The following is a 13,329-nucleotide window of genomic DNA, read 5'->3' on the forward strand; positions in this document are numbered from 1 at the left end:
GGCCCTTCCAGCCACTGTCCAGTGTCCCGGACCGACCGGCACTTCTGACAGATCGTTTCTGCTCGCGTATGGACGGGTTCCTCGGACACCTGACCAGTTGTGACGTTCCGTGAGCGATCCGGGGTGTCGCTCCTGACGATCGCTCTGCCTTCTCACTCATCCGGTGCAGGCAAACAGGGCGTTGTATGACAAATTCTCACAAGCTGGGTTCGGTGTCCCGTGAACCGTTCCCGGAGGTCCCTGTGCCGCGTCAGTTCCCGCGCCCCCGACTGCGCAACACCGCGGCCGTGTTCACCACCCTTTCGGCGCTCGCGGCGACCTCCCTCGTGACCGGCCCCTCGGTCGCCGAGCCCTTCGCGGCGGCCCCCTGCGCCCTGGAGCGCACCGACGCCCACCATTCGGAGGGGCTGGACACCTGGAACGCCGCGTATCCGCGCCCGACTCGCTCGCTCGACGCGGTGATGGTCTTCCTGTCCTTCCCGGACTCGGTCCCGCTGACCACGCCCGCCGAGCTGACCGCCGACCACTTCCCGGCCACCAGCGACTTCTTCGAACGCGCTTCCTACGGCCGGTTCACCCTGCGCCCGCACTCGCTGCGGCACTGGATCCGGATGCCGCGGCCCTCGACGTCGTACGCCATGCAGCGCGACTGGAGCACCGCGCACCGGGCCGCCTACCTGCGCGACGCGATCGCCGTGGCCGATGGGCAGGTCGACTTCTCGCGCTACGACATCGTGTACTTCGTCGCCGATCCGCACGCGCCCGGCGTGGACTCGGACGCGACGAAGGTGGTCAACCTGGACACCCCGCTGCGGGTCGACGGCACGGACCTCCGGCGGGTCGTCACGGTCTTCGAGCGGCATCCGCCGGACCGGCTGGTCCTGGCCCACGAGACCGGGCATGTGTTCGACCTGCCGGACCTGTATCACCGGCCGATGGACGGCAAGGGTGACTGGGACACGTTCGTCGGGGACTGGGATCTGATGGGCAGCCAGTTCGGGCTGGCACCGGACCTGTTCGGCTGGCACAAGTGGAAGCTCGGGTGGATCGAGCCGCGACAGGTGGCGTGCGTACGGGCGTTCGAGCCGACGCGGCTGACTCTGGAGCCGCTCGGCGCGGGACCGGGCGTCCCCGTCGCCGGCGCGGCCGGGGCTCCGGCCTTCGGGCTCGGCCGCGGGACCAAGCTCGCGGTCGTGCGCACCGGGGTCGACAGCGTGCTCGCCTTCGAGGCGCGCGGGCCGGTGGGCAGCGACGCGACGGCCTGCCGGCCGGGCATCCTCGTCTACCGGGTGCACAGCGGGGCGGAGTCCGGTCGCGGGCCGGTCGAGGTGATCGACGCCCACCCGCACACCGAGGCATGCTGGGAGAACTCCGTCTACCCTCCGCTCGCGGACGCGCCGGTCGCTCTCGGGGAGAGCTTCACCGTGCCGGGGGAGGACGTGCGGGTGGCGGTGGAGGGGCGGACGGCCTCGGGGGCGTGGACGGTGAAGATCGCGGTCGGGTAGTGCCCGGCTGTCGCGATGGGGTATACGAAAAAGCCCCTCGCTTCCGCGAGAGGCCTTTCGGTGTCGTGCGCCGCCAGGGACTCGAACCCCGGACCCGCTGATTAAGAGTCAGCTGCTCTAACCAACTGAGCTAGCGGCGCCTGCTGACGTCGTAGACCTTAGCACCCTGATCGGCGGGAGGAAAAATCGATATCCGCACGGCCGCGCGGGCCGCCCGGACGGCCGCCCACAGCAGGACCTCGGGGCCCGGCAACCAGGGGCGACGGGTGTCCGGCGCGACCAGCCAGCGGGAGCCGAACCGGGTGGGCGAGGCGCCGCGCGCGGGGGCGGGGACGGTCACCGCGTCGCCGGTGCCGTGGCACAGCAGCGGAGGGACGGCCGCCGCACGGCCGAACTCCTCCCAGCGCAGCAGCGAGGGCAGCCGCTGTGCCGTGCCGGGGGTGGCGAACAGCAGCATTCTGCCCCGGAACGCCGCCACCGGCCCCGACCCCGGGCCCTCGTCCCACAGCCGGTCGAGGATCCGGCGCCCGAAGAGCGCGGGTGCGCTGACGATGTCGAAGGCGGTGCCGCAGGGCAGGACGACCGGTGCGTGCGGCCGTTCCTCCCAGAGCGCCAGGGTGCTGCGCGGATACGTTCCCGCGGAGGCGAGCCAGGCGGCGCCGTCCGGGGTGACGCCCGAGGCGTCGACGCGGTCGTCGATGCGGTGGCAGATGGTCTCGTCGCGTGTGCTGCTCATGCCGCCTACGTCTACCGGGCGTGAGGAGTCCGTCTCCGAGAGTTGCCGGAAATCGGGACGAGAGGGGGGCGGAGCGAGTACCTTGCCCGCCTGGCATATGCCCCGTGGTGTCGGCGCCTCACACCGGGTCCGGATGTCCCCGGCCCTCGGCGCCCCGCATCAGGTCCCGGCCGAACTCGACCATCTTCTTCGCGTAGTCCTCGGTCCACTCGGCGCGCGCGGCGATGTCCGCGGGCGTCAGCCGGTCGAAGCGCCGCGGGTCGGCCAGCTGCGCCGCCGCGATCGCCTGGAATTCCACGGCACGGTCGGTGGCCGCGCGGAACGCCTGCGTCAGCTCCGTGGCGCGGGCCAGCAGCGCGCGGGGGTCGTCGATCGACTCCAGGTCGAAGAAGTGCTCCGGGTCGGCCGCGGCCTCCGCGGGCTCGAAGAGCAGGGGCGCGGGGCGTAGCCGCGGTTCGTTCCGACGCGGCGTGGGCTCCGCCATGTCTTCTCCTCCTCGTACGTACCGGATGACCCGTGGGAAGTGGGCCACCGTCCATTGTCCCGCGAACGCGCAAGAGGGTCGGTGCCTCCGGCCGTATCCCTGGTCACTCCGGCCGTATCAAGGTCCCCGGGCCACGCGATGTTCCCCGGGGGTCACGGGCGCCGGGTCGCTCGGTGTTCCGCCGCCGTCCGGGCTGTATCCACTGGCCGCCTCCGGCGGCGTGCAGATCCGCCCGGCGCCACGCGTGTTCCCCAGGCTGCCGTCACGGTCGCCACGTCACCCGGCGCTCCGCCAGAGGCTTGGGCGATGGCCTGGGAAAGGTTTCTCCATCGCCGCCTCCATGTCGCGGATTGCGTCGACCAGGGCAGCGAGACGCCGCAGTGCGACTGCCCGCGCGGTGTCCTGACCTCCCAGGACTATCAGCGGAGTATCAACGCCGGATGTCCAGGCTCGGGTCATCGATGCAGACGATCTCCTTGCCGCCCTTGTGGCAGCGCTCCGCGAACCTGTCCCAGTGGTGCTGATCCCGGGTGATCCGGTCCAGCGACGTGATCATGATCGCGTCCCATTCGTGCCAGAGCGGATGTCTGTGTCTCCGGCGCGGTCAACCTGGACGACCGGCGCCAGGGGGAGGAGCTGGAGTGCGGCGCGGGCTATGTCGCCGATTCTGCTAGGGCTGAGGGTGACGTGCTTGAGGGCTCGCCAGCGCTCCTTCAGTTCCGCCGCGGTGCGCTCGCCGCGCGCCCGCACGTGTCTGATCAGCGCATTCCTGGCGCGGGTTCCTCGGTCCAGGGCGGTCTCCGCGTGGCCTTTGGGGCGGCGTACGGGCACGTGAATGCCGATGACGGCGCCGATGTAGCCCTTGTCGGCGAGCGTGGGAAGCCCGTCGGCGGCGGCCTTGTACAGCGCGGGCAGCACGTGGATACGGGCCGCGGTGATGTCCGGGGTGGAACCCGGCTCGACATCGGAGACCCACAATGGGGTGCCGTCCGGCGCGGCCAGGAACTGAATGTTGCCGCCGAAGCTCTTGTGTTTCTGGGAGAACCACAGGTCGTTGCCGTTCTCCCGGACCCCGGCCGGCCGGTCGCAGGCGATCAGCGTGCCGTCCAGCACCACGTGTGTCATCCCCTCGGCGCGACAGAGGTCCAACACCTCGTGCAGATCAGGAGCTTGGGCGGCCAGCACGCCGATGCCCTCATGGAGGTAGCGGTAGCCGGTGGCCTGCGAGATCCCGGCGTCCCCGGCCAGGCACTGCACGCAGCTGTGTTCTCGGAACCAGCGCAGCACCAATACCGCCTGGCGGAACGGGCCCAGGGCGCGAGAGCCTTCGGGGTGCCGATCCCGCGCCGGTGGGCGGCCAGCAACCGGGCGAGGAACTCCACGACGTGGGACGTCGAGCGCCGCAGCATAGGTGACCAACGTGAAGCCTCTGGTTCGAGCGGAAATGATCTTGGCAGACCAGTCCTACCAGGGGCTTCACGCCTGCCCGGCCTCGTGGACCACCCGAAGATCATTTCGCTGGCGAAGCCTCAGGGGTAAGAGCCACGCTGGGCTCAGCCCCAGGTCTTGCCGGCCGGTTCCTTGATCGTGCGGTTGATCCGGTTGAAGAAGTTGGTCAGCGCGATCTCCAGGTTGATCGCGCCGATCTGCTCCTCGGTGAAATGGGCGTTGACCTCTTCCCAGATCTCGTCGGTGACGCCCGGCGCGCCGTCCTGCAACCGGGTGGCTGCCTCGGCCAGCGCCAGTGCCGCGCGCTCCGCGTCGGTGTAGAACGGCGCCTCGCGCCACGCCGCTACGTTGTGCAGCCGCTCGTCGGTGTCACCGGCCTTCTTCCCGCCGGCCACACTGGCGTAGACGCACGCCGAGCAGCTGTTGATCTGGCTGGCGCGCAGGTGGACCAGCGCGAGCAGCTTCGGGTCGACGCCCCCGGCGGCGATCGCCTTCTGGAGGTGCTGGATCGCGGTCCACACATCGGGGTTGTTCGTGTTCTTGTTCTTGAGCCGGTTTTCCATGTGGGAGTGCTCTCCTTCATCGGGTTACGTTGCGGCGCCTGTGCGCGTCATCCCTATGACGGAGCAGCTTCCACGGAGGTAACAACATGGCCGGCACCCATCCCGCGGACCCGATCGTCGATGCCTTCGAGTCCCACCGTGACCGGCTCCGCGCCGTCGCCTACCGCATGCTCGGATCACATGCCGATGCGGAAGACGTGGTCCAAGAGGCGTGGGTGCGTCTCTCCCGCCAGGACACCGACACCATCGACAACCTCGGCGGCTGGCTGACCACCGTGGTCGGCCGCATCAGCCTCGATGTCCTGCGGTCGGGCCGGACGCGCCCGGAAGTCTCCTTCGACGACCAGCTACCCGAATTCACCGTGACGCTCGACGACGCTCCCGCTCCGGAAGACCTCGCGGCAATCAGGGACTCCGTCGGCCTCGCGCTCCTCACGGTCCTCGACTCGCTGCGCCCTGACGAACGACTGGCGTTCGTGCTGCACGACGTGTTCGCCGTGCCCTTCGCGGAGATCGGCACCATTCTCGGCAAATCCGCCGACGCGACCAAAATGCTCGCCAGCCGCGCCCGCAGGAAGGTACAGGCCGCCCAGCAGCCGGCGAGCGCCGGACGACAACAACGCGAGGTGGTCCAAGCCTTCCTGGCCGCGGCCCGCGACGGCCGGTTCGAGCAGCTGTTGCAGGTTCTCCACCCCGAAGTGAAGTTCACCGTCCACACCCCGAACGGCACGTTCGTCACGCTCGGGGCCACCGAAGTCGCCACCCGCGCGCGAGTGGTCGGCAGCGCGGCACGAGGACATGCGGCGACCGTCAACGGCCGCCCCGGCGTCATCTCCTGGAGCGAGGACGGCACCCCGCTTTCCCTCCTGGCCTTCACCGTCGCCGACGGCCACATCACCGAGATCACCGCCGTGGTCGACCCGGCCAAACTCGCGCTCATGGACCTGCCGGACCCGGTGTGACTCCCTACCGGCGAAGGCCGCGCATACTCGAAGTGGTCCACGCCGGATCCCGCACAGACGTTGAACTTAGCCTCTGAGAAAACCTCAGTAGGGGCCCCTTTGCCGGGGCCCTCTCTCTTGGACCCGTGCGTGTTAGTCACCCGCCGACACCGGCTGGGCAGGGAAGACGGTCGCCGGTCGCGTGCCCTGTGCATGACCGACCACCGCCAGGCCCGAGGTCCCGCTGAGCGTCACGGACGCCAGGACACACGGTGCTCCAGGAAATGAAGGTATGTGGTAAGCATCGCATCCCAGCCGTCCGGGAACTTCACGACCGTGCCGAGCTGGACCGGTTCCGTCGACGGGTAGTCGTCCAGGAGGTCCGTGACCCCGGCCCGGCACACCACGATGCACGCGTGGCGGTGGCGGGACGCCAGGACGCACAGGCGGCCCGTCTCCAGGTGGAAGGCGGTGGCGTCGGGGCGGCCGGAGAGCGGGTGGAGGACGACCGTGACGTCGTACTCGCGGCCCTGGAGGCGGTTCGCCGTGTCGACGGTGACGTCCGTGACGCCCAGGCCGGCCAGCGCCGCGCGGACGGCGGCCGCCTGGTCGCGGTGGGCCGTGCCGACGGCGATCCGGTCGGCGGTCAGCGGTGTGGGGTCGGGGGAGCGCTCCGACGTGGCCGCCCCGCCCCGGTCCAGCAGGCGTCGTACGACCGTCGCCACCGCCCGCACCGCCTCGGGGTCGGTGCGGGGTGTGTGCCGGGCGGGCAGCTCCAGCAGGCCCCAGCCCGATTCCGCCGCCTCGTCGATCACCCGGTCGGGGCCCGAACCGTCCGAGGGGACCGCGAAGCCGAGACGGCGGTCGCCGTGGTCCGTGCCGCTGCGGAAGGGCGTGTACGGGTAGAAGGCGTCGGAGACCAGGGGCGCGGCCGACGCGGGGAGCCGCCAGGACACGGGCAGGCGGTGCTGCGGCAGCTCGGGGTTGTGCGCGAGCAGCGTGGTCACGGCGGAGGCCGAGGGGTCGTACGACAGGCCCGCCCACTGCTCGCTGCCCACGATCGCGAACGGGTCCAGCTGGCCCGGATCGCCCACGAACAGCGCCCGCTCGAAGAGGCCGGCCACGGCGAGCAGCGCGTCGGAGCGCATCTGGTAGGCCTCGTCGACGATCGCGTGCCGCCAGGGCTCGTCGACCTTGACGTGCCCCCACTTGGCGGCGGTGGAGATCACGACCGCTAGCCCGGTGAGGTCGGCCGCCTTCGCCGACTTCCGTACGTTCGGCAGGTCGTCCAGCGCCTTGTCGTACGGGTCGGTGTCACTGCTGTGCAGCCGGCCGACCGGTAGCTCGGGGTTCTTCTCGGCGAGCCGGAGAACGAGGTCGTCGACCTGGGCGTTCGTCTGTGCCACGACCATCAACGAGCGCCCCGCGTCGGCGAGTTCCAGCGCCGCGCGGACCACGAGCGTGGACTTGCCGGCACCCGGCGGGGAGTCCACGACGACACCGCGCGCCGGACCGTGCAGGGTGTCGCGCAGGATCGCGTCGGTGGCGCGGGAGGCCTCGGCGCCGGGGTCGAAGGCCTGCGTGGTCAAAGGACGTCCTCCTCGGTCACGGGGTCGGGATCAGGAGTGGCCGCCTCGCCCGGCGGCCCGCCGTGAGTCCACGGCGTGTCCTCCGGGTCGGGCAGTTTCGCGCCGCCGCGCTGCTCGTGCTCGAAGAGCGTGAAGCAGACCCGGTCGCCCTTCTCCGGCACCGAACCGGTCTCGGGCTCCTTGCCCCGGCCCATCTTGTCGACGATCCGCAGGACCAGCAGATCCTCCGCTTCCTGGCCCACGAACTCGGCCGCCTGCGGCTTGCCGCCCAGCGACCGGTACACCTTGGCCCGCTCGCCGAGATGCGGCCGGTCGTCGGTCCGTACGGTCACCAGCGGGCGGGGGCTCGGCCGCTTGCCCTCGCTGTACGCCATGACGACATCCGTGACCTCACCCGCGAACGCCTCCCCGGACAGCCGCCGCCCCGCCATCACCAGCGGGTCGTCGAGGGCCTCCTGGGCCTCCAGGCGGGCCTGTTCGCGTTCGCGCGCGGCGAGCTTGTTCGCGGCGGTGACCGCGTCGTCGCGGCGCGGCTGCGGGGGCTCGCCGGCCAGGACGCGGTCGCGGTGACCGGTGAACGACCAGCGGTCGCGCGTCCACCGCTCCTCGACGTGCGCGCCGTCGGGCAGCGCCCGCAGCAGTTCCAGGCCGCGCCACACCGCGTCCCAGGTGGGGCGCGTCCGGCTCTCGACCAGCGCGCGGATCTCCCGCTCGGCGGTGGTGAGCGCGCCGAGCCGGTCGTCGGCCTCCAGGCCGTCCTCGGCGGCGGCGAGGGCGGTGCGGGCGCGGTCGTAGCGCTCGATGGCGGGGGCGAGGAGCTTGTTGTCGAACGCCGGGTCGGTGGCGGGCCCGGCGGGTGGGCACAGCAGCTGCCCCTGCGCGTCCCGCCGTAGCTCGGCGTGGAGCGCGGCCTCGGCCCCGGTGGTGCCCTCCGGTGGGTCGATCCAGGCGAGCAGCGCCCCCAGGTGCTGGTCCTCCAGGGTGGACTGGCCGGTCGCCCAGTGCCGGGCCAGTACGTCCGTCATGGCCAGCAGCAGCGAGGAGCCGGGGACGCGGGCGCGCTCGGCGAAGTGGGTCAGCCACCGGCCGAGCAACGGCAGTCGCGGCGGCGCGGGGTACGGCGTCTCCGGGTCCTGTTCCGCCGTACGCCTGAAGCGCATGGACCGCCCGAGCAGCCGTAGGAACTCGATGCCCGCGCGGCTCGGCACGAGCAGCTGCGGGGCGTCCGCGCACAGGTCGACCTCGACCTTGACCCGCTTGCCGGTCTCCGCGTCGGTCTCGGTGCGCTCGGCCGCCTCGACCACATCGGCGTACGTGTCCACATAGGGCAGGACGACATCGGCCAGCTCGGCGAGGAACGCGAACCTGAGGTCGCGGTCGCGCGGCTGCGGGACGACGAGCAGCTGCGGCGCGTCCCGGTCGGTGCCCACCAGTGCGCCGAGCGGCGCACCGGCCTCACCGGCGGTGGTGAGCGGCACGAGGACCAGGGGCCGTTCGGACAGGTGCCGGTGCCGGACGGTGGCGGCGGGCTGGGCGCGGCCGGTACTGACGGCCTCCAGCCGGGCCAGCGTGGCGATCAGCGACATGCGGCCCCCAGCGCTTCCGCCCGCAGGGCCGCCGCTCGCCGCAGCGCCGCCACGGCCGGATCCTCCGGGTCCCCGGCCTCCCCGTGGGCCGCCGCCAGGACGTCGTCGACCGTCGTCAGACCACCCAGTTCGGCGCGCACCGAGCGGCCGAGGGAGGTCACCACGCGTTCCGTCCGGGAACGGTCGCGGCAGTGGAAGGCCAGCTCGCACGCCGACAGGCACTCGGGCGCGTACGTCGCCGGGACCGACTCGACCGCGGCCGTCAGCTCGTCGGCCGGCAGGTCGGGGGAGAAGCAGGTGCCCTCGGGCAGGGCGTCGGCGATGTCCTGGACGCGGGTGAGGCGGGCCAGCTGACGGGCGGTCACCGCGCGCTGCTTGCGGACGTCGATGGCGGACGCGGTGGGCAGGTTGGAGAAGTCCTTGGGGCAGACGAGCAGGACGTGGTGGCGCACGCGCGGGGGCGGGTTCAGGCGTGCAGCGACCCCCTCCAACGCCAGCACGTACACCGCGGCCTGTCGCGCGGCCGCGCCCACCTTCGCCGGGTCCGCCGAACCGTCCAGCATCGGGAACGACTTGATCTCCACGACCGTCCAGCTTCCGTCCGGGTGCACGACCACCGCGTCCGGCTCCAGGAAGGCGGGCGAACCGGCGACGTCGAGCGCCAGCATCGGATGGTCGAGCAGCGTCCAGCCGCCGGCCGCGGTGGCCTCGCGCAGGGCGAGGGCCGTACGGGCGGTGCGGCCCTCGGGGCCGATCGCGGTGAGCTCGGGCACCTGGGCGTCCGACGGTGGCTCGGCGCCCCGGTCCAGCTTCTCGTGCACCAGCCGCAGCAGCTCGGCGCCGCCGTCCGCCTTGACCCGCTTCTCGAAGGCGTTCCCCCGCGTGAGCGCGAACTGAGACTGCCCGAAGGCGGACGGCGAGCCCAGCGCGCTCGCCAGCGCCGCCTTGTTCACCCCGGCCCCGTCGAGGATCGCGCGCCGTCTGCACCCGGGGTTCGCGGCGAGCGCCGCGAGGGCGCGTGCGTCCAGGGCCTTGGCCGGTACGTCGGGACCGCGCAGCTCAGCGAACCGCTGCCGGAGCGCCGTCCCCCGCGTCCGCGGGGGCGGCACTCGGCTCGGCTCCGTCTGCGAACCGTGACTCGCGCTGCCGTGGAATTCGCTCACCCGCGGAAGTCTGGCATCCGCCACTGACAATTGAGGCACGTGCGCCCGGAGAGACCGGCGCGACGGCCGCGACCCGCGCCCGCATCCGCGCCATCACCGGGTCCGCGTACCGCAGAACGACCGGCGCGAGCAGCAGCCCGATCCCCATCACGGCCGCGCCCGCGACCGCGTCGAGGAAGTAGTGGTTCGCGGTGCCCATCACCACGATCGTCGTCACCAGCGGATAGACGACGCCCGCGACCTTCGCCGTACGCGTCCCGCCGTACTTCCACAGCATCACTCCGCACCACAGCGCCCAGCCCACGTGCAGACTCGGCATGGCGGCGTACTGGTTCGTCATGCCGCCCAGGCCCCGCGGCGCGCTCGCCTCGCCGCCCCACCAGCCGTACGAGCTGTACTGGGCCATCGTGTCGACGAAGCCGTGGTCCGAGGAGAGCAGGCGGGGTGGGCAGGTCGGCAGCAGGGTGAAGCCGATCAGACCGATGAAGGTGGACGTCATCAGCCAGGTGCGGGCCATGCGGTAGTGCACGGCGCGGGATCTGAAGAGCCAGACCAGGATCGCGGGCGTCACCAGGTAGTGCAGCGACGCGTACAGGAAGTCGGCCGGTATGCCGATCCACGCCTCGCGCGTGAAGAGCCGGTTGAGCGGGTGTTCCGCGTTGATGTGCAGGAACTTCTCGATGCGCAGGATGGCCAGGCCGTGGTCGACGGCGCTGTTGACGTCACCCCGCACCAGCAGCCGGCCCGCCGAGTAGCAGGCGTACACCAGGAGGATCAGCGGCAGCTCGGTCCACCAGCGCAGCCGGGTCCTCGGGACCGCCTCGATGCCTGGTGACTCGGTCTGCGGCATCCGATCGCCCTCCCCCTTCGTGTCGCGCGGCGTCCCGTGGTGTGTTTTCGGTCGTGCCACTTTAAGGCGCGTGTGCGCGCTCCCGTGGAGCGCCCCCGGCCCTCAAAGACGCAAAGATCGCCCGTCGGGTTGCCCCTGAACAGCGTGCGCGATGATGTAGGGGTTCCGCCTCTCATTTCTCCCGGAGGTTCCGTTCATGGCACCGCGCATCCTGCTCGCCCGGCACGGACAGACGCAGTGGTCGCTGTCCGGCAAGCACACGGGCAGGACCGACGTGCCGCTACTGGAAGAGGGCCGCCGGGGCGCGAAGCTGCTCGGCGAGCGCCTGCACCGGGCGCCGTTCGACGGCCTGACCGGGGTCGAGGTGCGCACCAGCCCGCTGGCACGCGCGCGTGAGACGTGCGAACTCGCCGGATTCGGCGAGCGCGCGAGCACCTGGGACACGCTGATGGAGTGGGACTACGGGGCGTACGAGGGGATGACTCCGGAGGAGATCCAGGCCGTGCGGCCGGGGTGGCTGATCTGGCGGGACGGGGTGCCGGAGGGGGAATCGCTGGCTGAGGTGACGGCCCGGGCGGACGAGGTGGTGGGCTGGGCGCGGGCGGAGGACCGGGATGTGCTGGTGTTCGCGCACGGGCACATACTCCGGTCCATTGGGGCGCGGTGGCTGGGGCTGCCGATCGACTTTGCCGCGCGGATACGGCTCAATCCGACGTCCTTGTCGGTGCTCGGGTGGGCTTATGGGGAGCCTGCGATCGAGAGCTGGAACGACCTCGGCCACCTGGCGTAGCTGCGGGCAGTCGTGCCGCTGGGGCGGCTCCCGACCCACAGAAGGCGGCACCCCGCAAGCGCCGGGCTGCGCGACCCACCCCCGCCCGGCATCCGCGCCGGGCACCCTTGTTCACGCCGTACGCGGCAACGAACCATGCCTCTCCAAAAACGCCGAAACCCCCGAAGCCCGCCGGTGCGGCAGCAGCACCCTCGCCGTCCCCGCCAGCATCGTCTGGATGCGCGACGACTGCACCTCGCCCAGCAGGTCCAGCACTCGCATCCCCGCCGCCGCGGCCTCGTCGGGGCGGCCGCCGCGCGCGAGGTCGTCCGCCAGCTCCGCCGTGTACAGCGCGATGTTCCGCGTGAAGTGCGGGTCCTGGAGGTGGGCCGCACGGCGCGCGTGCCGGGCCGCGCGCGGCCAGTCGCCCAGCATCGACCAGCACTGCGCCTCCAGACCCTCCAGCTCGGCCTCGCCGTAGAAGCTCATCCACTCGGGGTCGGCGTCCGAGTGGCCGCGCTCGTAGAGGGCCTGCGCACGGGCGAGCGCCTGTGCGCAGCCGGTGCGGTCGGCGAGCCCGGCCCAGCCGCCCGCCTCGCGCAGCGAGAGCAGCGACATCAGGCGGGCGGAGCCCAGGGGACGGGCGACGCGTTGTGCGGCCTGCGCGGCGCGCACCGCTTCCCGTGGCCGGCCGGCGTCGCGCGCGAGGAACGCCGTATTGCAGAAGGCGTGCGCCTCCAGGGCGTCGTCGCCGGTCATCCGGGCGGTCGCGAGCGCCTCCGCGTAGTGCGAGCGGGCGTCGTCGAAGCGGCCCGAGTCGTGGGCCAGCCAGCCCACCGAGATGGCCAGCTCACCGGCGCCCGAGTGGAGCCGTTCGGCGCTCGTCGGCCGGGTCACGCCCGCGTCCAGCAGTGCGTAGGCAGCGCGCAGGGGTTCCGCCGCGCGCCGGTACAGGCCGTCGGCGCCGTGCCGGTCGTCGAGCAGCCGGATCCTGCGGACGGCCTCTTCGAGGGCGCTCACCTCGTTCGCCCCGACGCGCCGGACGGGACGTTCCGCGGCCGCGGCGTCGAAGGCGAGCCCGATGGGGCTCAGGGAGGCGGCGGCCACCGTGGCACCACCGCCGGTCATGAATGCGCGACGCAGCACGTCGCTCTCCTCGTAGTTGTCGTGCGTTTCGTACAAGTCGTGCGGGTCATACGGGTCTTGCGGGTCCTGCGTTTCATACGGCTCGTACGCCCCCGGTGTCTCACTTGTGGCGTACGCCGGGAGCGTGGCGCCCGAAGGGGGCGCGTCCTCGGGTGCGCGCGCCTGGCGTCCGCGTACGGACGAGCGGGGCGCGAACCCCAGGTCGGTGAGAGTGCGGCCGGGAAACATGTGCAAGAACACCCGCTCGTAGGCGTAGTTGGGGCAGCGGATCTCACCCGCCTCGACCCGGCCGACGTAGCGTGCGTCGCAGCTGACCCGCTCGCCGATCTCACGGGCGGCCCGCCGTACCGCCGCCGCGAACTCGGCCGGCGAGCGCTGTCCGCGCAGGCGCCGGAACGCGAGGTTCGGCTGCGGTGGTACGGCGGACTGGGGCGGGGTCTCCTGTGACGACGCCATGGCCGGGTCCTCTCGTGCGAACCGTCGAACCATGCCGGACTCAGGATGATTTGACCGATTAATCGAATTAATCGATGTTGTCACCCTGCTTC

Annotated in this window: 13 protein-coding genes and 1 tRNA gene; 3 read left to right on the forward strand and 11 right to left on the reverse strand. The window is 71.8% G+C overall.

The features are described from left to right. Nucleotides 1-212 precede the first annotated feature (212 nt). Complete coding sequence (locus tag ABT063_RS07445) at nt 213-1,505, forward strand: M6 family metalloprotease domain-containing protein (RefSeq protein WP_351056234.1); 1,293 nt, start codon at nt 213-215, stop codon at nt 1,503-1,505. Between the two features lie 66 nt (nt 1,506-1,571). Here the strand turns inward: ABT063_RS07445 and ABT063_RS07450 are convergent. The 6 genes from ABT063_RS07450 to ABT063_RS07475 all read right to left on the reverse strand — a co-directional run bounded on the left by ABT063_RS07450 (nt 1,572) and on the right by ABT063_RS07475 (nt 4,737). Then, nucleotides 1,572-1,645, reverse strand: a tRNA-Lys gene (locus tag ABT063_RS07450). After that, nucleotides 1,636-2,241 carry a bifunctional DNA primase/polymerase gene (locus ABT063_RS07455; protein ID WP_351056235.1) on the reverse strand — a complete coding sequence of 202 codons (606 nt, stop codon included), beginning with the start codon at nt 2,239-2,241 and terminating at the stop codon, nt 1,636-1,638. The genes ABT063_RS07450 and ABT063_RS07455 overlap by 10 nt, the downstream gene beginning before the upstream one ends. Nucleotides 2,242-2,359: 118 nt before the next feature. Then, a complete protein-coding gene (locus ABT063_RS07460; RefSeq protein WP_351056236.1) occupies nt 2,360-2,725 on the reverse strand; it encodes a DUF8844 domain-containing protein in 366 nt (121 codons plus the stop codon). 430 nt (nt 2,726-3,155) lie between these two features. Beyond that, entirely contained in the window at nt 3,156-3,281 is a 126-nt protein-coding gene (locus ABT063_RS07465; protein ID WP_351056237.1) for a recombinase family protein, read from the reverse strand. Then, entirely contained in the window at nt 3,278-4,144 is an 867-nt protein-coding gene (locus tag ABT063_RS07470) for a transposase family protein (protein ID WP_502990769.1), read from the reverse strand. The genes ABT063_RS07465 and ABT063_RS07470 overlap by 4 nt, the downstream gene beginning before the upstream one ends. Before the next feature lie 134 nt (nt 4,145-4,278). Then, nucleotides 4,279-4,737 (reverse strand): carboxymuconolactone decarboxylase family protein, encoded by a 459-nt coding sequence (locus tag ABT063_RS07475; protein WP_351056238.1) that lies wholly within the window; start codon nt 4,735-4,737, stop codon nt 4,279-4,281. Between the two features lie 86 nt (nt 4,738-4,823). Here ABT063_RS07475 and ABT063_RS07480 point away from each other — a divergent pair, with 86 nt between their 5' ends. After that, nucleotides 4,824-5,699 carry a sigma-70 family RNA polymerase sigma factor gene (locus ABT063_RS07480; RefSeq protein ID WP_351056239.1) on the forward strand — a complete coding sequence of 292 codons (876 nt, stop codon included), beginning with the start codon at nt 4,824-4,826 and terminating at the stop codon, nt 5,697-5,699. A gap of 230 nt (nt 5,700-5,929) precedes the next feature. Here the strand turns inward: ABT063_RS07480 and ABT063_RS07485 are convergent, their stop codons facing one another. Genes ABT063_RS07485 through ABT063_RS07500 form a run of 4 tightly spaced genes read right to left on the reverse strand, consistent with a single transcriptional unit; the run spans nt 5,930 to nt 10,866 of the window. Beyond that, entirely contained in the window at nt 5,930-7,267 is a 1,338-nt protein-coding gene (locus ABT063_RS07485) for an AAA domain-containing protein (protein ID WP_351056240.1), read from the reverse strand. Beyond that, a complete protein-coding gene (locus ABT063_RS07490) occupies nt 7,264-8,853 on the reverse strand; it encodes a hypothetical protein (protein WP_351056241.1) in 1,590 nt (529 codons plus the stop codon). Before ABT063_RS07490 ends, ABT063_RS07485 begins: the two co-directional genes overlap by 4 nt. After that, the gene (locus ABT063_RS07495) at nt 8,844-9,962 is read right to left on the reverse strand and encodes a hypothetical protein (RefSeq protein WP_351056242.1); all 1,119 of its coding nucleotides are present in this window, start codon (nt 9,960-9,962) and stop codon (nt 8,844-8,846) included. Before ABT063_RS07495 ends, ABT063_RS07490 begins: the two co-directional genes overlap by 10 nt. Next, a complete protein-coding gene (locus ABT063_RS07500) occupies nt 9,913-10,866 on the reverse strand; it encodes a phosphatase PAP2 family protein (protein WP_351056243.1) in 954 nt (317 codons plus the stop codon). The genes ABT063_RS07495 and ABT063_RS07500 overlap by 50 nt, the downstream gene beginning before the upstream one ends. A 196-nt stretch (nt 10,867-11,062) precedes the next feature. Here ABT063_RS07500 and ABT063_RS07505 point away from each other — a divergent pair, with 196 nt between their 5' ends. Beyond that, complete coding sequence (locus ABT063_RS07505) at nt 11,063-11,656, forward strand: histidine phosphatase family protein (RefSeq protein ID WP_351056244.1); 594 nt, start codon at nt 11,063-11,065, stop codon at nt 11,654-11,656. Between the two features lie 111 nt (nt 11,657-11,767). Here the strand turns inward: ABT063_RS07505 and ABT063_RS07510 are convergent, their stop codons facing one another. Beyond that, nucleotides 11,768-13,237, reverse strand: coding sequence for an NsdA family TPR-like regulatory protein (locus ABT063_RS07510; protein WP_351056245.1), 1,470 nt, complete (start codon nt 13,235-13,237; stop codon nt 11,768-11,770). Nucleotides 13,238-13,329: the final 92 nt, after the last annotated feature.

This window comes from Streptomyces sp. NPDC002838 (assembly GCF_040295365.1).
Taxonomy (GTDB): Bacteria; Actinomycetota; Actinomycetes; order Streptomycetales; family Streptomycetaceae; genus Streptomyces.